Source organism: Ottowia thiooxydans (assembly GCF_040548795.1).
In the GTDB taxonomy this organism is placed as follows: Bacteria; Pseudomonadota; Gammaproteobacteria; order Burkholderiales; family Burkholderiaceae_C; genus Ottowia; species Ottowia thiooxydans_A.
On record NZ_JBEPSH010000002.1, the window covers coordinates 173,957 to 195,004 of the forward strand.

The 21,048-nt window shown below is 57.6% G+C and carries 15 protein-coding genes and 2 tRNA genes; 16 read left to right on the top strand and 1 reads right to left on the bottom strand.

Annotation, left to right across the window (positions count from 1 at the left end):
• Positions 1-59 precede the first annotated feature (59 nt).
• From ABIE13_RS04445 to ABIE13_RS04505, 13 genes are all read left to right on the top strand, one after another.
• Positions 60-584 carry a pyridoxamine 5'-phosphate oxidase family protein gene (locus ABIE13_RS04445; protein WP_354441522.1) on the top strand — a complete coding sequence of 175 codons (525 nt, stop codon included), beginning with the start codon at positions 60-62 and terminating at the stop codon, positions 582-584.
• Positions 585-608: 24 nt separating this feature from the next.
• A tRNA-Ile gene (locus tag ABIE13_RS04450) sits at positions 609-685 on the top strand.
• A gap of 664 nt (positions 686-1,349) precedes the next feature.
• Positions 1,350-2,738 carry a midcut-by-XrtH protein gene (locus ABIE13_RS04455; protein ID WP_354441524.1) on the top strand — a complete coding sequence of 463 codons (1,389 nt, stop codon included), beginning with the start codon at positions 1,350-1,352 and terminating at the stop codon, positions 2,736-2,738.
• Between the two features lie 143 nt (positions 2,739-2,881).
• Positions 2,882-3,157 (top strand): hypothetical protein, encoded by a 276-nt coding sequence (locus ABIE13_RS04460; protein ID WP_354441526.1) that lies wholly within the window; start codon positions 2,882-2,884, stop codon positions 3,155-3,157.
• Positions 3,154-3,933, top strand: a complete 780-nt coding sequence (locus ABIE13_RS04465) for a hypothetical protein (protein ID WP_354441528.1) — start codon at positions 3,154-3,156, stop codon at positions 3,931-3,933. Before ABIE13_RS04460 ends, ABIE13_RS04465 begins: the two co-directional genes overlap by 4 nt.
• Positions 3,934-3,963: 30 nt before the next feature.
• Positions 3,964-4,344: a DUF1090 domain-containing protein gene (locus tag ABIE13_RS04470; RefSeq protein ID WP_354441529.1), complete on the top strand. Its 381-nt coding sequence runs from the start codon at positions 3,964-3,966 to the stop codon at positions 4,342-4,344.
• 125 nt (positions 4,345-4,469) lie between these two features.
• Positions 4,470-4,546 (top strand) — tRNA-Arg (locus tag ABIE13_RS04475).
• Between the two features lie 1,166 nt (positions 4,547-5,712).
• Positions 5,713-6,609: a hypothetical protein gene (locus ABIE13_RS04480; RefSeq protein ID WP_354441530.1), complete on the top strand. Its 897-nt coding sequence runs from the start codon at positions 5,713-5,715 to the stop codon at positions 6,607-6,609.
• A gap of 792 nt (positions 6,610-7,401) precedes the next feature.
• Complete coding sequence (locus ABIE13_RS04485; protein WP_354441532.1) at positions 7,402-8,304, top strand: hypothetical protein; 903 nt, start codon at positions 7,402-7,404, stop codon at positions 8,302-8,304.
• Between the two features lie 144 nt (positions 8,305-8,448).
• Entirely contained in the window at positions 8,449-9,981 is a 1,533-nt protein-coding gene (locus ABIE13_RS04490) for a hypothetical protein (RefSeq protein WP_354441534.1), read from the top strand.
• A gap of 407 nt (positions 9,982-10,388) precedes the next feature.
• Positions 10,389-12,344: an IPTL-CTERM sorting domain-containing protein gene (locus ABIE13_RS04495; protein WP_354441536.1), complete on the top strand. Its 1,956-nt coding sequence runs from the start codon at positions 10,389-10,391 to the stop codon at positions 12,342-12,344.
• Between the two features lie 104 nt (positions 12,345-12,448).
• Positions 12,449-14,434 carry an InlB B-repeat-containing protein gene (locus ABIE13_RS04500; protein WP_354441537.1) on the top strand — a complete coding sequence of 662 codons (1,986 nt, stop codon included), beginning with the start codon at positions 12,449-12,451 and terminating at the stop codon, positions 14,432-14,434.
• Between the two features lie 166 nt (positions 14,435-14,600).
• Positions 14,601-16,301, top strand: a complete 1,701-nt coding sequence (locus ABIE13_RS04505; protein ID WP_354441539.1) for an AMP-binding protein — start codon at positions 14,601-14,603, stop codon at positions 16,299-16,301.
• A 24-nt stretch (positions 16,302-16,325) separates the two neighbouring features.
• Here the strand turns inward: ABIE13_RS04505 and hrcA are convergent, their stop codons facing one another.
• A complete protein-coding gene (gene hrcA, locus ABIE13_RS04510) occupies positions 16,326-17,333 on the bottom strand; it encodes a heat-inducible transcriptional repressor HrcA (protein WP_354441541.1) in 1,008 nt (335 codons plus the stop codon).
• Between the two features lie 162 nt (positions 17,334-17,495).
• Between hrcA and ABIE13_RS04515 the strand changes: the two genes are divergently transcribed.
• The 3 genes from ABIE13_RS04515 (at position 17,496) to rapZ (ending at position 21,035) form a co-directional block, all read left to right on the top strand.
• Positions 17,496-18,392, top strand: a complete 897-nt coding sequence (locus ABIE13_RS04515; RefSeq protein WP_354441543.1) for an NAD kinase — start codon at positions 17,496-17,498, stop codon at positions 18,390-18,392.
• Between the two features lie 70 nt (positions 18,393-18,462).
• Complete coding sequence (gene recN / locus ABIE13_RS04520; protein WP_354441545.1) at positions 18,463-20,175, top strand: DNA repair protein RecN; 1,713 nt, start codon at positions 18,463-18,465, stop codon at positions 20,173-20,175.
• A complete protein-coding gene (gene rapZ / locus ABIE13_RS04525; protein ID WP_354441547.1) occupies positions 20,172-21,035 on the top strand; it encodes an RNase adapter RapZ in 864 nt (287 codons plus the stop codon). The genes recN and rapZ overlap by 4 nt, the downstream gene beginning before the upstream one ends.
• Positions 21,036-21,048: the final 13 nt, after the last annotated feature.

The window sequence follows — 21,048 nt, forward strand, 5'->3', positions numbered from 1 at the left end:
GGTCGAAGCCACGAGGATTGGAGATCGCTCCCCCTCAACCGAAATTCAAGGAAACAGCAATGGCAGACATGGACAACCAACCCCAACAGGATCTCTCCGGGCTGGAAGCGGGCAAGAAAATTCGCGAAATCGCCAAAGATACAGGCACGTGTATGTTCCAGACCGGTTTTGATGCCTTTCCCGGCGACACAAGGCCCATGGCGATCCAGGAAGTTGATGAGAGCGGGACCTTCTGGTTCTTAAGCTCTACAGAAAGTGAAAAAAACCGGGACATTGCTCATGATCCTCGTGTGGTGTTGACCTGCCAGAACGAAGGCAAAAAGGAGTATCTGGCAGTCACTGGCCACGCAACTATCCACACAGATCGCGCGAGCATAGACAAATATTGGACCTCATTTGCCAACGCCTGGTTTGAAGGCAAAGATGATCCCCGCGTCAGTGTGATCAAGGTTGTCCCGAGTGACGGGCACTACTGGGAAACGAAAAACGGCAAGATCATCGCCTTCGCCAAAATGAGTTTTGCCGCTCTTACGGGATCAAAAATGGACGATGGCGGTGTGAGTGGCGATCTGAAGCCCGTCTAACCAGCTAGAATGCCCCCCTTGGCCGGGGCGTTAGCTCAGTTGGTTAGAGCAGAGGACTCATAATCCTTTGGTCGTAGGTTCAAGTCCTACACGCCCTACCACGCCATTTCTAGAGACCGCGCTATCCAAAAGATAGCGCGGTTTTCTTTTTGGGTCGACTCAAGGGTATTTGTAAGTCAATTTGCCTTTTGCGGCCATACTTTCGCCACCATAGGCGGAAGGTCAGTCTCCACTTGTTCGCACCCATTGCTGGGCAGCGGTCGCGACAAGGCCCGGCCCAACGGCTGGGCCTATCGCGGGAGCGCATGGCTTTTCCAAAAGAAGCGCACCTAAATCCCGCTCATACGCGACAACTGCACTCGAGCGATTTCCTTCGGGCCGTGAACGGGCCGATGTTGGTGCCTTGGAACACTTCGTGGGTCACTGTTCCCTTACGGTTTGGCCAATCCCAAGGCTCGATGAGGTACGGGTGTCGAGTCTTGATGACAGGCTGGTAACCGCTCGGCTTGAACGCCCGCCTATGTGCGTAGTTATAGACTCAAATCGACCCACCCTTGCCGGCAGGCTAACTATCACAATTTAACACTCGTATCATCTTGTATATTGCAATAATCTTTGGTTTTTTAAAATTATTTAAAATAAAACCATTGCAGACAATTGATAACCATAGGAAATCACGCTTCCCAAAAATAAAAAACCACAGTAATAATTGAGCTGCACCAGGGTGACTTCAAATAGAAAACTCAATTGAGGAGAGGCAGTTCTATGAAAAAATTTAAATCATATTTTTGTATATTGCGACTACGCATTCTTCTGGGTATGTTTTTGGCTCTTGGGGGAGTGACACACGCGCAGGCACAGGATTTAATTCCAGTGGTGTGCCCCACTGGTACGATCTTCATGACTACAACAAACGCATGCCAGTTTGTGTCTGACAAGTCATATCTGAGCACCACTCCAGACGCAGCGAGTGCGCCGTCAGGCGTACCCTCGACCTTGATCGCCAACGTGCTAGCCAATGACACCGTGTTTTGGAGCATTGACGACACGTCTGAGCCGGATAGAGTCGAAGCAGCAAACATCAACTATTTTCAGCTAGCGGTAGTAACCCCGGCCTCCAATGCGGGAGTTAAGCTGAAACCTTCAACGGGCGCAGTGACAGCAACAGCTTCGGTGCCGCCAGGATCATATTCCATCGTATACAAGGCGTGCTTCCCTGGTGGATTTCTACTCGATCTCATTACATTCGAAATGACCCCGGATATGCTGTCTGAGAAATGCTCAGAGCCGACTACCGTGACGATAACGATCACGGATCAGGTCGCAGGCACCTGCGACATTTCGCTGAGCTATATGCCCGCAGCCTCCGTGCCAGGGGGGCCTACGACGGCGGTTCCGACCTTGGGAACTTTTGCAGTGGGCGCGTTGGCTGCGCTCATAGCGGTGCTCGCCTGGCGCAGTCGCCGTCACGGAGATAAGCACCGTATGATGGCCGTCGCAGCAATGGCTGCGGCTGTCAGCTTGTTTTCCATGGGGGGGGGATCGTGGATCGAATCGGTGCGCGCAGCAGGACCCTATGAATTTGTTAATCCTGCGGGTGGAATGCTTGCAGATGGTGGAGTGGCCTATTCCGATCCTGCACCGCTGTTGACAGTCACCAATACCAGTGGCAAACGCATGCGCATTACCGCCAACGGAAATCCAGCAGAGACGGGAACTTGCATTGTTAATCAAGAACTGGCATCGGGAGCCAGTTGCACAACGCAAGCCTATTCATGCACGCCGCCCGTCCAGCCTGTGGCAATCAGCAACACCAGCGCACCTGCTATCGGCTGCACAGCCGACCCCGTGCTGGCAACCTATACCAACCGTTTGAACACCCCGATTTATGGGGAGTTCTATGTATATGCACCGTTGCTAACCACAGAACCTGATTTTGACGAGCCCGGCGTCACAACCAGTATCAGCTATACCCGTAATGCGACCGTTGCAGCCTATGATGACAACGACTTCCTGACGAATGGTGAGGCGTTGAAGTCGGGCGTAGCTACCGTCACCTCCACCGCACCAGAGGGCTATGTCTTTGCACCAGGCAACACGAGCACCATGACCTGGACCTTCCCTTATAGCTGCTCGTCGTCTTCGGCAGGGTGACAGTTGCAAACCTTGTATGCTTGTTCAGCCGCAGCGCGCAGATGATCAAGCTGTAGCCATCTTGGGCGGTACGCCGCCCAAGATGGCCGGTGCGCTGGAGGCAGCGAGGTTATGACTTGGGCACGGGTCTGGGGAATACAGGCTTGGGCCTACTGCTGACTTCCAGCTACCAGCGCAACATCCAGTTGCCTGAGGGCACCACACCCGAAGACGCTCTGCGAATTGTCACCTCCATTGGCAAGATCATGGTGGCAGCACAGGCCTTGGAAAGCCCGGCTCATCAATCCCTCATTGCCGCAGGACGTCTTGCCTTCAGCACCTCACACATCATGGAGCTACTGGCTGCCACTGATCGGCGACTCACGCTGAAAAACTGGTATGGTCACTGCGCCCGTAGTTGCGAGGGAGCCGACACATGAGCCGATTCGAAATGCATCCATCTGCTGAAGAAGATATCAGCAGCCACTATGCCCTGTTCGTCACCAGCCTGTCTGCCCTGGACCTTGCAGCCACGCAACAGGGTCTGGCCGAGCTGGACTTTCATGCGCAACTGGCGTTCGATAGCTCCGCCAAACTTTTGTACGTGCGCTGGCAGCCTGACGCCGTGCTGCACCCTGAATACCCTGTTCAGCAGTCTCTGGGTCAACCGGCGGAGCAGCTCGTGACGTTCGCATTCGCCCGAGCGAAGGCGGAGCTGCAAGCGGAGATCATCGACGCGCTGACCGAAGAAGGCGAAGAAGTCCCAGCGCTTCTCCGGGCAGAAACCGAGGTAGCGCATGTCAAGGTTCGCACCGAACTGCACCCCACTTCGAAGGACGCATTTCTCTGGAGCTTGTTGGGTGAGCTGACTGCTACGGCGCCAGATCCATCGAAAGTCGTGCTCTATGACGAGGATTGGGTGCTCACCGTTCCGTCAGATGAGGCTCGCGACTACATGGAATGGCGAGACATGGTGGAAACCATCGAAGACGAGAACAAGTTGAACGAGCAGAATGCAGGTTCTGAGTCTCTTGAAGAGTCAGGAAGCGGCAGTCGAGGCGGAAAACCAGGAAACCCGGTTCAACCGCAAGCCCCGGCCAATCCAATTCACACATCCCGCGCGCCCGGCGAGCAGGCCTCTGGCCAAAGCGGGACGTTTCTCGTCGCAGTGTTGGCCGCATTGGCCGTCGGCGTGTGGTACTGGATGCGAGGCTGATAGACCACGCACACAATCACAGGATCTATCATGAAGCACGTCTTATCTTTGGCGCTGGTGCTGGGCACCGCCATCACGCCGGCATTGGCATCAGAACCCTCCCCCGCGTGTTTAGCCAAACGGGCGAGTATCGAATCTCAGTTGGAAGAAGCCAAATCGCGCAATCGCAAGCAGGAGATGATGGGCTTGCAAAAAGCCCTCAGGGCCAACAAGGCGCGATGCACCGATGAAATTCTTGCGAAAGAACGCGAAAAGGACATCAAGCAAGCACAACGAAAAGTAGCAGAACGAGAGCGAGACCTCGCTGAAGCCCAGAAAAAGGGCGACGCAAAAAAAATTATGACAAGGCAGCAAAAACTCGATGAGGCTCGTCGTACACTAGCGGCCTCAGAGAAACCCATCGGTTCCTGATTCACCGAATCGTCGCAGTCTTGCAGACCTTCCGGGGAAGCAAGACCGGGGCTACTCACTGACAGCAAAAAGTTTTTTCAAGCTTTCAAAGTCAAAAAATACCATGCTATACTGCATGGCTTCGGGCGGCTGTAGCTCAGTTGGATAGAGTACTTGGCTACGAACCAAGGGGTCGTGGGTTCGAATCCTGCCAGCCGCACCAGTATTTAAAGCCCTGCAAATCAATGATTTGCAGGGCTTTTGTACGTCTGGCTTCGGAGGCTGCCTTTTCACGGGTTGAATGGCGTCTGGGTGGATTGATCCGTCTTGCCTCGCATGCTGCACCCCGAAAGCCGATAGGCAGACTTCGATACTCGAAATGGGCTCTGACGCTATTTGCCTCAAGGCCCAAAGCCTGGGCCCTCTGCCCCTCCGTTACGGGAAAAGGCATCTTCCCGATATCTAAATTTCTCGTAGCCTTCCCTCGGCATAGACCAGGGTTGATTTCTCAATCCAATGAACTGGAGACATGAGGCTTCCATTCGGGGTAACTGGATAGCCACAGCCCTGCATAGGCTACGCTCAAAGATTCCCTGAATCTTGACTTGAGGCAGGCACCCATGAACCATCAGGATTCACCCCATACTACAAAAATTGCAGAGGGGCTATGCTGAACTCTTCTGAATTGATGGGTCGCGCCAGGCTGGCTTCGCACGCTGCTCGGCGCCCTATAGGGAAATACCAATGCATCGAAGAAAAGCCCTTTACTCCCTTGGCTCATTGACGCTTCCAGGGTTATTCACCGCGTGTGGAGGTGGGGGCGAAGAATCACCACCACCACTCCCCCCTCCACCGCCGCCGCCGTCTCCCCCACCGCCTCCTCCTCCGCCCCCAGCGCCACCACCATCGCCTGACCCCGAGCCAGAACCTGTCGATCTGGCGGCCGGCTGGACCACCGGGCGCGTACTGGCCGATGCCGAGGGTCCTGTCACTGATTCTGGGCCCAGTTCCTTTTCCGATTGGAGCTTGCAATCCAATGGCACAGGCCGAATGCTGGCAGTGCTTCCATCGTGGAGAGCCTTCAACATTGATGTTACGAGCGGTTCGCCGACCGCGTTGGCACGCCCGGCATTCAACGTTGTGAGCGCGATCCCTAATAGACGTGGAGGCACTTTGTGGCTGGGATTCTCGTCTCCCCCAAATCGAATTTTATGGAATGAGACCGATGCATCCACAAGTCTGCTTGGACCCATCAATGAGGTACCTTTCTACTCAAGGACTGCGCCACGAGTGGTGGTGCTAGCTCAAGATGCTAGTGGCAAGTCCTTGTTGGGATGGAATCCTGGGCTTCGGCAAGCCAATGAGACACCCGTCAAAGACAGTCTTGTAATGATCTCGGCCACTGCGCCAGATTGGAAGACACATATTGACCCACCCGATCCAACGCAGAGCGCCGACCTGCTTGAAGGATCCAAAGCCGTTTTCGATCAAGCAGGAAGAGTTTGGATGGTGCAAGCGTCACCGGGAGCTACCCCGGATGCATGGAATCTGATGCTGTACACCCTGGCTCCCAACGCCACTAATTGGTCAGCTCCTATCCCAATTCCCGCCGAATCAGCCCGCGCCGAAGCGTTTAATTTGGGCATGGACGCTCGTGGTCGCGTCGTTGTGACACACATTCGCGCTTCCAGTGACCAATACACATCAAGGCCATTATCGGTATCCCGCTTTGACCCGGCCACATCTACTTGGACAAATCTTTCTCCGCCGAATTTCAGTGTCGTTGCGAGCCAGCTGCATGTGGATGCACCTGGCAACATCTGGGTCTTTCAACAAGACCGCTATGGACGCTATGACGACAAGACGGGCATCTGGACGGAGTCTGCGGAGCTTGACTACGTACCGGTCGACGCAGCCTGGGCCTCCAGCCACCGCGGCGCACAATCTCTGCCCATTGCAACCGATAGTCAAGGCAACGCATGGACCATTGGAGCACGCCGTAAGTCACTCAATGAGCAAGATTTGCCCATACTCTGGATCAACCGCTTTGATGCCAGTACCGGTCTATGGGGTGAGCCTGCTTCGCTGAACGTGACGGAGGGGGAAGACCGTCGTTTCCTGGCTTACGAAGGCGATCGCTCCAGGTACTTCGTTTCCATGGCGATGGATGCAGAGGGACGACCAGTGGCGCTGGTCACTGAAGCAGTTGAGACCGGATTTATTGGGTTGTGGTTGCGCTCCTGGATAACGCGTGGCCCTGCATCCGATCCGCTCAACGTACCCTGAATCTCAAATCGAGGCGAGCAACTATGAATACCCGGAAGTCACCCGCCATTACAAAAATTGCAGAAACGGCATGCTGAGCACTTCTGAACTTATCGGTCGCGCAAGGTCGAGTTCGCACGCACTCAGCACTCAACACTCGACAAGGAGACTCCAATGAAGCGAAGAAAAGCCCTTTACTCCCTTGGCTCATTGACGCTTCCAGGGTTATTCACCGCGTGTGGAGGTGGGGGCGAAGAACCACCACCACCACTCCCCCCTCCTCCTTCACCACCACCACCACCACCCCCTCCTCCTCCACCGCCAGCTCCACCCCCTGGCCCTGAGCCAGAACCGGTAGATCTTGCGGCGGGCTGGAGCACTGGGCGGGTGCTAGCTGATGCCGGGGGTCATGTCTTTGAACCTAGCCCTAGCTCCCTCTCCAGTGGGGGTTTGGTAGCGAACGGTGAAGGCCAAATGCTGGCGGTCCCTCAATCTTGGCGAGCCTTTAATATTGATGTTGCGAGCGGATCGCCGACCGCGTTGCCACGCCCGGAATTCAGCGTGGTGAGCGCAATTCCTAATAGGCGTGGAGGTATTTTGTGGCTGGGATTTTCGTCTCCCCCAAATCGAATTCTATGGAGTGAGGCCGACGCATCCACAAGTCTGCCTGGCCCCATCAATGAGGTACCTTTCTACTCAAGGACTGCGCCACGAGTGGTGGTGCTAGCTCAAGATGCTAGTGGCAAGTCTTTGTTAGGATGGAATCCTGGGCTTCGGCAAGCCAATGAGACACCCGTCAAAGACAGTCTTGTAATGATCTCGGCCACTGCGCCAGATTGGAAGACACATATTGCCCCACCCGACCCAACGCAGAGCGCCGACCTGCTTGAAGGATCCAAAGCCGTTTTCGATCAAGCAGGAAGAGTTTGGATGGTGCAAGCGTCACCAACACCTGTCCCGGATTCTTGGGATCTGAAGCTGTACAGCCTGGCCCCGAACGCCACCAGTTGGTCAGCTCCCATCTCGATTCCCGCCGAATCGTCCCGCGCCAAAGAGTTCACTCTGGCCATAGATGCTCGCGGTCGCATCGTGGTGGGACACATTCGCGCTTCCAGTGATCAATTTATCACAAGGGCTTTATCGGTATCCCGCTTCGACCCCGCCAGTTCCAATTGGACAGACCTGTCTCCGCCCAACGTTACCGTCGTTTGGCACCAGCTGCATGTGGATGCGCCAGGCAACATTTGGGTTTTTCGACAAGACTGGTACACCCGGTATGACAACAAGACTGGCATCTGGACGGATTTCAAAAAGCTTGACTACCCACCGGCCGACGCGGCCCAGTTAATCAACTACGGTGGGCCAAATTCGCTGCCCATTGCGACTGATCACCAGGGCAACGCGTGGGCAATAGGAGCACGCCGCAAGTCAACCAGCAATCAAGACCTGCCCACGCTCTGGATCAATCGCTTTGACGCCAGCACTGGAGTCTGGGGTGTGCCTGCCACACTGAATGTGACCGGTGGTGAAGATCCGCGCTTCGCGGATTCTTTGGGCTCCCAGGGGGAAACCAGCTTCTCGGTTTCTGTGGCGATGAATTCGGAGGAGCGTGCGGTTGCGTTAGTGAGTGAATCAGTAAGTACCGGTTTCATTGGGTCGTGGTCGCGCCACTGGATAACACGCGGGCCTGTATCCGCTCCGCTCAACGTACCCTGAATCTGAAATCGAAGCGAACACCATGAACACCCGGAAATCACCCGCCATTACAAGAATTGCAGAAACGGCATACTGAGCACTTCTGAACTTATCGGTCGCGCCAGATCGAGTTCGCACGCACTCAGCACCAACAAGGAGACTCCAATGCAGCGAAGAAAAGTCCTTTACTCTCTTGGTTCATTGACAGTTCCCGGCTTACTCACTGCATGTGGAGGTGGCGGTGATGAATCATCGCCGCCCGCTCCACCGCCCCCCCCACCACCGCCCCCTCCACCACCGCCCCCTCCACCACCGCCGCCCCCAGCACCACCTCCAGCGCCAATAGATCTCGCCGCGGGATGGACGACGGGCCGAGTGTTGGCTGGTGGCCAAGGTCACATCTTCAATTCTTATGGGTCCAACTTGCAGCCCAATGGTGCAGGCAAGATGCTGGTGGTCAACGACCTCTACTCCGGTTGGCGAGCCTTCAGCATTGACGTTACGAGCGGATCAGCCAGCGCATTTCCTGTTCCGGATTTCAAAGTTCCAGGCTCAGTTGACAGCCAGGTTGTCAACGCGATACCCAATGCGCGCGGTGGAGTTTTGTGGCTAGGGTCGGCGTCGATCCCCTACAAGGTCCGATTTCTATGGACCCAGTCCGATGCGTCTACCGGGCTGCCTGGCCCTCTACAGGAGGCACCCTGGAACTCTAGCCACACCCCGCAAGTGACCTTGCTGGGCCAAAATGCAGCAGGGCAATCTTTGCTGCGATGGAATCCATTGCCCCAAAAATTCGGTCTTTTGATGATTTCCGCGGCTGCGCCTGAATGGACGAAAGACATTGCCCTGCCTGAACCCACGCAAAGTCCTGACCCGTTCGACACCGCTCGCGTAGCCTTCGATCAGTCAGGCAGGGTTTGGATGGTGCTGGCATCACCTGGCGCGGGCCGAAATGAATGGGAACTCAAGCTCTATAGCCTGGCTCCTGAAGCCACCACATGGTCAGCCCCCGTTTTGATTCCGGCCGAGACGCCCCGTTTCAAAGATTGTGCAATGGGTATCGATGCGCGCGGGCGCATCATAGTGGGCCACCGCCCCGTTTCGAGCAATACGTTTGATCCAATCGATCCGATGCCCTTTTCGGTATCCCGCTTTGACCCTGTCGACGCCTCTTGGACAAACTTGGCTCTTCCGACCCTCAACACCCGCTGGATCAGTCTGCACGTAGATGCGCCAGGCAACATCTGGGTGTATGAGGTAGACCGTTACGCCAGGTACGACGATGGCACGGGCACGTGGATGGGCCCGCAGAATGTGGACTACGCCCCTGCAGACGCGAGCCGAACGATGAGCTACCCTACACCGCCCATTGCGACTGATCGACATGGCAACGCTTGGGCCATTGGCGCACGCCGCAAATCTTCCAGCGACCAAGATCTGCCCGTGCTTTGGATTAATCGCTTTGACGCTACCACCCTGCAATGGGGTGAGCCTGCGGTTCTGAGCGTGGCGGGCGGGGAAAGCTCTCTTTTTATGGCTTCGTCATACCCAGAGCATTGGGAGGGCTCTAGCTTCTCAGCTTCATTGGCCATGGATCCAGGTGGGCGCCCTGTTGCAGTAGTGACGGAATCCGTCGCTACTGGCTGGATTGGGGTTTGGTCGCGCTCCTGGGTGACACGAGGCCCCGCCAACAGCTAGCGTCGAAGGCGGCTAACGCTTAGTCCGCTTGCGCTGTCTTCAAGGTCCTGCAATTCGTTTGCAGGACCTTTTTCATTGGCTTGAGCATGGCGATACGAGTCCCGAAGACGCGCTGGCTGCGCGTGAAGATGCGGCACCCGGCAACTCCCTTCAGTACATGCATTGTCTCCATTCAGTAGAGTGTCCTCCCCCTTTTTTTGCACTTTTGTAGCCCGAGTGGGCTACATACAAATCCCTGGTTACACGATCTAATTCAACAGAAGCACGAAAGATGGCTTGTTAACGCTCCACTGTGTATGTCTTTCACTTGAATGACTTCGCTGCAGCGGGTGACACGCACAAGCCATGTGTAGTTCAGGCTTCCATGACTCTGCTTGCAAAAACGATAAATTTCCGGGAGTCAGATCATGTCTTTGATCAGTCCAATTCAGACCGCCAGGATAAGTCAGAGCGCGGCATTCATGCGCATGCAGACTTGTTTTTGGTGGATGGCCACATGGCTGATCGGCCTGTTCATGCAGAGCGCTGCGTTGGCGCAAACGCCGCCGGGTGTTGCGCTACCGGCAAGTTTGCTGGGGGAAGGAGTTCAACAGGTCGTGTCAGGAACCGGTCATACATGCGCCCTAACTACGGCCGGGGCGGTGAAATGCTGGGGCTGGAACGTCAGTGGCCAACTGGGCAACAACAGCACCACCAATAGCCCCGTGCCTGTGGATGTGTCTGGCCTGAGCAGCGGCGTATTTTCTGTCGCCACGGGAGACAGCCACACGTGCGCTGTGACGACGGGAGGGGCGGCAAAATGCTGGGGCTGGAACGCGCTCGGCCAACTGGGTAACAACACCACTATCACCAGCCTTACACCGGTAGATGTCAGTGGCCTGGTCGGCGTGTCTGCGTTAGGTGCCCGTGCATCTCACAATTGCGCATTGACCATGACCGGAGCTGTCAAATGCTGGGGCAGCAACGCGGAGGGCGAGCTGGGAGATAACACCTCAACATCCAGGCACACGCCTGTAGATGTCATTGGCCTGACGAGTGGCGTGACTTCGCTGGCAGTGGGCAGCTTTCACAATTGCGCAGTGACTTCAGGCGGTGCGGTCAAATGCTGGGGTCTCAACAATTTCGGTCAGATGGGCAACGACAGCACCGCCCATAGCCTTACGCCAGGCGATGTACATGGACTGGGTAGCGGTGCAGCGGTGGTGGCGGCGGGCAACATGCACACATGCGCGTTGACCACGGCTGGAGGGCTCAAATGCTGGGGCAGTAACGAATTCGGAAAACTGGGCAACGTCAACAACACTCAGTTCTACATTCCCGTATCGGTCTTCGTAGGTCAGCAATTGAGCTTTGCCCCGGGCTACTCAGGCACACCACTGAATACCTGGCCCGTTTCGAGTTCCATGCCTCTGTCAGCCATCAGCAGTTCCCCAGGCTACGCCCCTATTTATTTTGGTGTGTGGACACCAGACACCTGCTCCGTGGTGTCCAACACACTGGTGCCCAACCCGACGGCACCTGCAGGAAGCCTGTGCGGCGTGCGGGCGTGGCGGGTCGGACACGATGACGGAGCCAATGGCACCACCGCAGCTGCGCCCGCTCAATCGCGTCTGTTGCTACTGACGGGACCAGCCTCGCCCACTCTGGGAACGCTGACCCCTGGTGATGAGCAAATTACCGTGAACTGGAGCCCTTCACCGCATGCAGGGGTAGTGATCACTGGTTACACCGCCACGGCCTACACCACCGGGAGCCCGCCTCAAGCGGCTGGCACATGCACCACCTCAGCCACGCCGCCTGATCTGCCTGCCACCAGCTGCGTCATCACGGGCCTCACCAATGGCACGCTCTACAACATCACCGTTGAAACCAACACCGCTATTGGCGTGGCCGGCAGCGTATCGGGCAGCACCCCCATCGCACCTATTTTGAGTGTCTCACTCAGCTCCAACTTGCCGGGTGGGCAGGTAGGCCAAAGCTACGACGCCAGCGTGGCGCCTATTGGAGGAACAGCGCCCTACCACTTCAGCATCACATCCGGCAGTTTGCCCACAGGGCTGAGTGCTGCCATGGCAAGCGATGGCAACAGCATTTTGATCACCGGCACGCCCAGCCAGGCGCAGACCGCTACCTTTACCTTGAGTGTCTCTGACAGCACCGTGCCGGAGCCAGGTCTGATGAGCAAAGCTGGCCCCACCGTGACTACAGTGGAGCAGCAGTACACCATCACGATTGCCGCTGCGCCCCCTCCTGCACTCGTCGGCATCACTCCAGTGCCGACTATGGGTCAGTGGGGTTTACTGCTGATGTCGGTATTACTCGCGGCAATAACAACGTTGGGCAGGCGATACCGCAAGTTATGAAGGCAACTCCTGCCAAATGCGCGAGAGAAGATAAACCTATGGGAACAGCTGTGCATGCCTTTGATCGGTCCAATTCATTTCACCCAGCATGCAGGTCGCGGTTCATGAGTCACCCTTCAAAAGGGCACGTCCGCCTGCGTGCGCTACGCGCCGGCCTCATCGGCTTATTCAGCGTGCTGCTGGGCCTCATTGCCCCATCGGTCTCGGCGCAGAACATGCTGCAGAACTTCGACGCCATCCCTTGCCAGTTCGACGCTGGGGTTACTGGCACGACGACCGTTCCCGCAGGGACGAGTGGGCTCGCCTGGACCGGATTCTTCTGCATGAATGGGGCCAATAATCCGACGCCTGGGCAGAGCTATGCTGTGGGCGCCACGTCTGCACCTCACGTTGGCTGGGCCTTCGGGTCAGGAACCTTGATGCGCAATGGCGGCGGTGTGTTCAGCTTGACCAGCGCTCAGATGACGGCAGCGTGGCAGGATATTACTGCCACGGCGACCGGATATCTGGGTGCGACACCGGTGGCGACGCAGACGATCCCCCTCAGCAGGACCGCGCCGACACTGGTGACTTTCTCGGGCATGGTGAACGTTGACCGGGTGGTGTTCAGTGGTTCCGCAGTGTCACAGATGGTTTTCGATGACGTGCGCTATTTTTTGCCAAGTCCGCATGCCATTACGTCCGTTGCGGTGCCGTCTGCGGGGGGTACCGTCAACTGCACACCTAACCCCGTGCAGGCCGGTGCCAACGCCAGTTGCACTGCCACCGCCAATCCAGGTTACACGCTGAACGGCTTCACAGGCTGCACTTCGGTCAGTGGCAATACTTGCTCTCTGAACGCTGTAATGGCGCCGCTTACAGTGACGGCCAACTTTTCCCCCATTCAGTATCCAGTCACATCCACCGCAGCACCCCTTGCGGGCGGCAGTGTGGTCTGTACGCCCAACCCTGTGAATCATGGGGGCAACGCCAGTTGCACGGCCATGGTCAGTGCGGGCTATACGCTGAGCGGTTTTACAGGCTGCTCCTCAGTGAGCGGCAACATCTGCACGTTGAACAACGTCCAGGCGCCCATCTCGGTGACGGCCAATTTCTCCCAAATCACCTATGCCATCACCGCCACACCAAGCCCTGTAGCTGGTGGTAGCTTGGCGTGCACGCCCAACCCTGTGCTCCATGGTGGGAACGCCACTTGCACGGCCACGGTCAACGCAGGCTACACGCTAAGCGGTTTTACAGGCTGCTCCTCAGTCAGCGGCAACCTGTGCACGCTAAACAACGTGCAGGCGCCCACCTCGGTGACGGCCAACTTCGCTCAGATCACGCACGCCGTCACGGCCACGCCCAACCCTGTAGCTGGTGGCAACGTGGCGTGCACGCCCAATCCGGTGGCTCAGGGAAGTGATGCCACTTGCACGGCGACGGCCAACGCAGGCTACACGCTGAGTGGGTTCACAGGCTGTTCGTCGGTCAGCGGCAACCTCTGCACGTTGAGCAACGTCCAAGCGCCCGCTGACGTGATGGTTAATTTCTCGCAGATCATGCACGCCATTACGGCCACATCAAGCCCTGCAGCTGGTGGCAGCATCGCCTGCACACTCAACTCGGTGGCCCAAGGGAGTGATGCCGCTTGCACTGCCACGGCCAACGCAGATTACACGCTGAGCGGATTCACGGGCTGCTCCTCTGTGAATGGCAACGTGTGCACATTGAGCAGCGTGCAAGCCCCCATTGACGTGACAGCCAATTTCACCCAGATCATGCACACCATTACGGCCACGCCGAGCCCTCTAGCAGGTGGCACCGTGGAGTGCACGCCGAACCCGGTAGCTCAGGGTAGTGATGCCACTTGCACAGCCACCGTCAACGCGGGTTACACACTCAGTGGTTTTACAGGCTGTACCTCGGTCAGTGGCAATCTGTGTACATTGACCGATGTGCAAGAAGATGCGCCAACGGTAACAGCCAGATTTGCTGTGGCAGGCGCTATAGCTGTGCCCAGCCTGAGCGAGGGCATGTTAGCCCTGCTGTGCATGCTTGCCGGCGCATTCGGGGTCTCGCGGTTGCGCCGTGCCCGCAGTGCGATGTGAAGAACTTGCTGGCAGCAAAGCACGCTTGAATTTCTGGAAGGCATTCCGCTCTCCCTACGTGAAAACACTAGTGACGCAAAGCAGCGTCATGCGCACTTGGCGACTCGGATTGCTTCATACTCTTGCGACATTGCCAGGCAGTAGTCCGCATCTCGAGAAGCCCACCATGAATCGTTCAAGCCTCAGCCTCAGTCACGACATCGGCAGCACCGACACCCCGCTTATCGAAATCCCCATCGGCCAGCACTTTGAATTGATGGCAGCACGTTTTCCTGAACGCGAAGCCTTGGTGTCGCGCCATCAAGGGATGCGCTTGACCTATGCCGAACTTGATCGCGAGGCGAACCGTCTGGCCAGTGCGCTGATTCGTGCAGATCTGCGCAAGGGTGACCGGGTAGGCATCTGGGCGCACAACAGCAGCGAATGGCTGCTCATGCAGATAGCCACCGCGAAAGCCGGCATTGTCCTGGTGAACATCAATCCAGCCTACCGTGTCACCGAACTCGAATACGCGCTGAACAAGGTTGGCTGCAAGATGCTTGTCACCATGACGGCCTACAAGACCAGTGACTATCTGGCCATAGTGAACGAGCTCGCTCCCGAACTCGCGAGCGCCCTGCCCGGCCAATTATCTGCAGCCAAGGCGCCAGACCTCAAGACGGTGGTGCAGCTCGGCCAGACGCCGGTGCCCGGCATGCTGAGCTTTGCTGATCTGCTTTCAACCGGTGACCCTGGCGATCCAGAGATTGCCAAAGTGAGCGCCACGCTCGACGCCAACGATCCCATCAACATCCAGTTCACCAGCGGCACCACCGGCTTTCCCAAAGGCGCAACGCTCACGCACCGCAACATTCTTAACAACGGCTTTTTCATCGGCGAATGCATGAAGCTCACCGAGCACGACAGGCTTTGCATTCCCGTGCCGCTCTACCATTGCTTCGGTATGGTGCTGGGCAATCTGGCCTGTCTCACGCATGGCGCCACCATCGTCTACCCGAACGATGGGTTTGACCCGCTCACCGTGCTTGAAACCGTGCAGGAAGAAAAATGTACCGGGCTGCACGGCGTTCCCACCATGTTCATTGCGGAGCTGTCGCACCCCAGATTCAAGGAGTTCGACCTCTCAAGTCTGCGTACCGGAATCATGGCGGGCTCGCCGTGCCCGATTGAAGTCATGAAGCAAGTGGTCGAACTCATGCATATGCGTGAAGTCACCATTGCCTACGGTATGACGGAAACCAGTCCCGTCAGCTGCCAGAGCACCACCGAGACACCGCTTGATAGACGCGTCTCCACAGTGGGCCTGGTACAACCGCACCTGGAGATCAAGGTGATCGACGCTGTCACGGGCGATGTGGTGCCGGTGGGAAGCACTGGCGAGCTTTGCACCAAGGGCTATTCGGTCATGCAGGGCTACTGGGGCGACGCGGAAAAAACGAGAGAAGCCATAGACGCTGCGGGCTGGATGCACACGGGCGATCTGGCCACCATGGATGCAGATGGCTATGTCAATATCGTCGGGCGCATCAAGGACATGGTCATTCGAGGCGGGGAGAACATCTATCCGCGAGAGATTGAAGAATTCTTATACAAACACCCCGCGGTTTCAGACGTGCAGGTGATCGGCGTGCCAGATGCCAAGTATGGCGAAGAGCTATGTGCCTGGATCATCCTTAAGAACGGAGAACAAGCCACCGCAGATGAGATTCGAGCATTCTGCCAGGGCAAGATCGCCCACTACAAGGTGCCGCGCTATGTCCGGTTTGTGGAATCGTTTCCGATGACCATCACCGGCAAGATTCAAAAGTTCGTGATGCGCGATCTGACCAAGCAGGAGCTCAAGCTGCAGGAAAACAAGACGGCTTGAGCGCCTGGCTGGGGTAGGACGCGGCTACCTTCCGCTCTGGCTGAGCGCGTTGCTCACCAGGCGCGAGGTGATGTCCACGATCTGGATCATCTTGTCGTAGGGCATTCTGGTGGGACCAATGACACCCAAGGTACCAACGATCTGCCCGTCGACTTCATAGGTAGCGCTGACCACAGATAAATCTTCGACCGGCACCGTCTGGCTTTCGCCACCAATGAAGATGCGCACGCCTTCGGCCTGGCTGGAGACATCGAGCAAACGCATGAGCTGTGTCTTCTGCTCAAACAGATCGAATGCACGGCGAAGCTGGTTCATGTCGCTGGAGAAATCGCTCACAGCCAGCAAATTGCGCTCGCCAGAGATGATCACCTCACCCTGGGCCTGCGTCATGGCTTCGGAGCCAGCCTGCACCGCCGCCTGCATCAGTCCGGAAATTTCCCCACGAAGCTTGTCAACGTCCTGACGCAGTCGAGAGCGAACCTGCTCAATGGCCATGCCGGAAAAATTGGCGTTGAGATAGTTGGACGCCTCAACCAGCTCAGAAGGCGTGAAGTCGGACTCGGTAAAAAGGACGCGGTTTTGAACGTCACCATCTGGCGCCACAATGATCAGCAAGAGCCGCCGCTCGGAAAGGCGCAGGAATTCAATATGCTTGAAAACGGAGCTGCGGCGTGGCGCCATCACCACACCGACAAACTGCGACAAGTTGGAAAGCAGGTGCGCCGCGCTGGCAATGACTTTTTGCGGTTGGTCCGCCGGCAGCAAAGGCGCTGCCAACTCCTCACGTTGCGCAGTCAACATGGTGTCTACAAACAGCCTGTATCCGCGCGCCGTGGGCACGCGCCCTGCCGATGTATGGGGGCTCGTGATAAGGCCAAGCTCCTCCAGGTCCGCCATGACGTTGCGGATAGTGGCAGGAGACAAATCAAGCCCTGGTGCCCTGGAAAGGGTGCGCGAGCCGATAGGCTGCCCATCGGCGATGTAACGCTCGATCAGCATCTTCAGCAGCAGGCGCGAACGATCATCCAGCATTAGATCTAAGACTTATTGAACCAAACCGTGCGAGCACGAAACAATTATTCAAGCAGAGGCTGCAGACAAAGCAGACGAAAGAAGCCTCTGAAACAAAAGAGAAATTCTGAACGCAGGGTTGATGCCGCTTCCAGGTTCAAATCATTATGATGTAATTTGCCGATGCACCCCACTTTTCAGCGCGTCGCCCTTGTAGGCAAATACCACGAGTCGGGCTCCAGCGCCATTGTTGAATCGACACGCGCCGTTATTTCCGACCTCGCCAATTTCCTGAGCGGCATGAGCTGCGAGATTGTCCTGGACAAAAGTACGGCCGAAAGCACCGGACTTGAGGAATTTCGCACGCTTGAGGTGCCTGAAATCGGAGAGCAGTGCGATCTTTGTGTGGTAGTGGGGGGCGACGGCACCATGTTGGGCGTTGGCCGGCAACTGGCCACGTATGGGACACCCTTGATAGGCATCAACCAGGGGCGTCTGGGGTTCATCACGGATATTTCCCTGGAACACTACCGGGAAGTCCTGCCGCTCATGCTTGCCGGCGAGTTCGAAGAAGATCACCGAAGCCTCATGTTGGGCAAGGTCATGCGTGAAGGCGTATGTGTGTTCGAAGCCCACGCCATGAACGACGTGGTGGTCAATCGCGGAGCGGCCTCCGGCATGGTGGAGTTGAGGGTGGAAGTCGACGGCCACTTCGTGGCCAATCATCGGGCAGATGGGATCATCGTCGCCACACCCACAGGCTCAACTGCTTATTCACTGTCTGCAGGTGGCCCCCTTCTACACCCGCTGGTTCCGGCATGGGCCCTGGTGCCCATTGCCCCCCATTCCCTGTCCAACCGTCCCATCGTCCTTGCAGATCCGGTAGAGATCGCCATCGAAATCGTTGCCGGCCGCGATGCCAGCGCCACATTCGACATGCAGTCCATGACCTCGCTGCACCACGGTGATCGTATTGTCGTGCGCCGCTCTGAATTCCGGGCACGATTTTTGCACCCTAAGGGCTGGAGCTATTTCGACACCTTGCGTCGCAAGCTCCACTGGAACACGGGAGGCTCGTGAGCGCCGTATCGCCCATGCAGTCAAACCCGAAAACTTATGGCGCGCAAGGCCGCGCAGAGATTTTTTCAATATGGCGTTAAGAAACCTCAGCCTGCGCGACTTCGTCATCGTGCCCAAGTTGGAACTGGAGTTGGAATCCGGATTCACGGGACTCACCGGTGAGACCGGCGCTGGCAAATCCATCCTGATAGACGCGCTCCAGCTGGTGTTGGGTGCACGGGCAGACGTGCTTTGGATCCGTGAAGGCCAACCACGCTGTGAAATAGGCGCGGAATTCGATTGCCCTGCCGAGGCCAATGCCTGGCTTGAAGAGCGAGGCTTCGACCACGACAGCGGCGCGGTGTTAGTGCGGCGAGTCATCGACACCAGCGGAAAAAGCCGTGCCTGGGTCAATGGTTCTCCAGCCACTGCGACGCAGCTGCGAGAGCTTGGCGAACAACTGGTTGACATCCACGGCCAGCACGCCTGGCAAAGTTTGACCCGCCCCGCTTCCGTACGCGCCCTGCTGGATGCTTATGCCAGCGTTGACACCACGGCGCTCACGGCGGCCTGGCAGGCATGGCGCAGCGCAGAGAGCACGCTGGTCGAGGCCCGGGCCGCTCAACAGACGCTCGCTCAGGAGCGTGAGCGCCTGATGTGGCAACTGGGGGAGCTGGACAAACTTGGCCCCGGCGCGCAGGAATGGGATGAGCTCAATTTGCAGCACAGCCGCCTCTCGCACGCGCAAGCGCTCATCGACGCCGCCCAGGTCGCCAGCGACGCGCTGGAATCCGATGAGGGTGGTGGCTTGCAGCGGCTTGAAGAGGCTCAGCACGCGCTGGACAGCCTGCGCAACATAGAACCCGAATTCAACGCCGTCACCGAAGTGCTGGACGCCTGCCTGGCGCAAGCGCGGGACGCAGTGCACAGCCTGCATGCCTACTTGCGCCGCGCCGAACCCGACCCCACTCAGCTGGCCGCACTTGACGAGCGAATGGGCCAATGGCTTTCACTGGCACGCCGGTACAGGCATCCGCCAGATGAACTGCCTCAACTTCACGCCAGCTGGCGCGCCGATCTTCAGCGTCTTGATGCCGCGGCCGATCTGGGAGCACTTGAAGCCGCTTCCCAGCAAGCGCGCGCAAGCTATCTTGCACGCGCGGGCGAGATTTCGGCGCTTCGGCGCAAAGCCGGGCAGCGGCTGGGCAAGGAAGTCAGCGCTGCCATGCAGGAACTGGGTATGCAAGGTGGGCGGTTCGAAGTCGCACTTGAACCACTTGCCGAACCTGCCTCGCACGGCATGGAAAGCATCGTATTTCTGGTGGCCGGGCACGCTGGAGGAACGGCCCGCCCCGTAGACCGTGTCGCCTCCGGCGGCGAGTTGTCGCGCCTGGCTCTCGCCATAGCAGTCACCACCAGCCAGTTGGGAAGCGCTCCCACCCTGGTGTTTGATGAGGTCGATAGCGGTGTCGGCGGCGCGGTGGCTGCCACGGTGGGGCGTTTGCTGCGTCGTCTCGGACAAGATCGCCAGGTGCTTTGCGTCACCCACCTGCCCCAGGTCGCCGCCTGCGCCGATCACCACCTCCTGGTAAGCAAGCAGGGCGACAAGAACGGCATAACCAGCACCGTGGGGCCCGTGCTTGGAGACGCTCGTGTTGACGAAATTGCGCGCATGTTGGGCGGTGAGCGCATTTCCGAAACCACCCGTGCGCACGCCCGAGAAATGCTTGCAGTGCCCGACTCTCCGGCTCAGCCCGTGCCGGCCTCTGCACCTTCACCCCGTGCGCGAAAGTTGCGGGCATGAAAACGGAACTGGTGGTCATTACCGGCATGTCAGGCTCGGGCAAGTCGATTGCCCTGCATGCGCTCGAGGATGCCGGCTATTACTGTGTGGACAACCTGCCCCCAGAGCTGCTGGAGCCTTTCATAGCCCTGGAGGACGAGCGCCGTGCGCGCAAGATTGCCATTGCGATGGACGTGCGCAGTGGCCGCTCTCTGCCTCAGTTGCCGCTTTTGCTGCACAGCCTGCGCGACCGGGGCGTTCAATTGCGCCAGATCTTTCTGGACTCCAATGATCAGACGCTGATCAGGCGCTTCTCCGAGACGCGCAGACGGCACCCTTTGTCACAGCCCGGTGAAGCGGATGCCCAGCAGGCTTTAATGCAGGCGGTTGCGCGAGAGCGTGAATTGCTGGCCGATTTGCGTGAGCGGTCTCATCTGGTGGACACCAGCTTTCTTCGTCCGGCGCAGTTGCTGGCTTTTATCAAGGAACTGATCTCCGCCCCGGCTTCCCATTTGACGCTGGTGTTCGAATCTTTTGCCTTCAAACGCGGGATCACGCTGGACGCTGACTACGTCTTTGACGTACGCATGTTGCCCAACCCTCACTACGAACCGGAACTGCGCGCCCTCACAGGACGCGATCAACCTGTCATAGACTTTCTCGGCAGGCAATCCGAGGTTGCGCTGATGCAGGAACAGATAGCAGCCTTCATGCGGACCTGGCTGCCTGTTTTGGCGAGGGACCATCGCAGCTACGTCACAGTGGCCATTGGTTGCACTGGTGGGCAGCACCGCTCGGTTTATCTGGTCGAACAACTGGCAGCCCAATTCAGCACCGAATGGCTGACGCTCAGGCGGCACAGGGAACTGGCTGTAGTTTGAGTGGTAAGTCCCG

Bases quoted from the DNA above. Each gene is read 5' to 3' on its own strand.
- ABIE13_RS04445 (WP_354441522.1), top strand. From the start codon at position 60: ATGGCAGACATGGACAACCAACCCCAACAGGATCTCTCCGGGCTGGAA.
- ABIE13_RS04455 (WP_354441524.1), top strand. From the start codon at position 1,350: ATGAAAAAATTTAAATCATATTTTTGTATATTGCGACTACGCATTCTT.
- ABIE13_RS04465 (WP_354441528.1), top strand. From the start codon at position 3,154: ATGAGCCGATTCGAAATGCATCCATCTGCTGAAGAAGATATCAGCAGC.
- ABIE13_RS04470 (WP_354441529.1), top strand. From the start codon at position 3,964: ATGAAGCACGTCTTATCTTTGGCGCTGGTGCTGGGCACCGCCATCACG.
- ABIE13_RS04480 (WP_354441530.1), top strand. From the start codon at position 5,713: ATGATCTCGGCCACTGCGCCAGATTGGAAGACACATATTGACCCACCC.
- ABIE13_RS04485 (WP_354441532.1), top strand. From the start codon at position 7,402: ATGATCTCGGCCACTGCGCCAGATTGGAAGACACATATTGCCCCACCC.
- ABIE13_RS04490 (WP_354441534.1), top strand. From the start codon at position 8,449: ATGCAGCGAAGAAAAGTCCTTTACTCTCTTGGTTCATTGACAGTTCCC.
- ABIE13_RS04495 (WP_354441536.1), top strand. From the start codon at position 10,389: ATGTCTTTGATCAGTCCAATTCAGACCGCCAGGATAAGTCAGAGCGCG.
- ABIE13_RS04500 (WP_354441537.1), top strand. From the start codon at position 12,449: ATGAGTCACCCTTCAAAAGGGCACGTCCGCCTGCGTGCGCTACGCGCC.
- ABIE13_RS04505 (WP_354441539.1), top strand. From the start codon at position 14,601: ATGAATCGTTCAAGCCTCAGCCTCAGTCACGACATCGGCAGCACCGAC.
- hrcA (WP_354441541.1), bottom strand. From the start codon at position 17,333: ATGCTGGATGATCGTTCGCGCCTGCTGCTGAAGATGCTGATCGAGCGT.
- ABIE13_RS04515 (WP_354441543.1), top strand. From the start codon at position 17,496: ATGCACCCCACTTTTCAGCGCGTCGCCCTTGTAGGCAAATACCACGAG.
- recN (WP_354441545.1), top strand. From the start codon at position 18,463: ATGGCGTTAAGAAACCTCAGCCTGCGCGACTTCGTCATCGTGCCCAAG.
- rapZ (WP_354441547.1), top strand. From the start codon at position 20,172: ATGAAAACGGAACTGGTGGTCATTACCGGCATGTCAGGCTCGGGCAAG.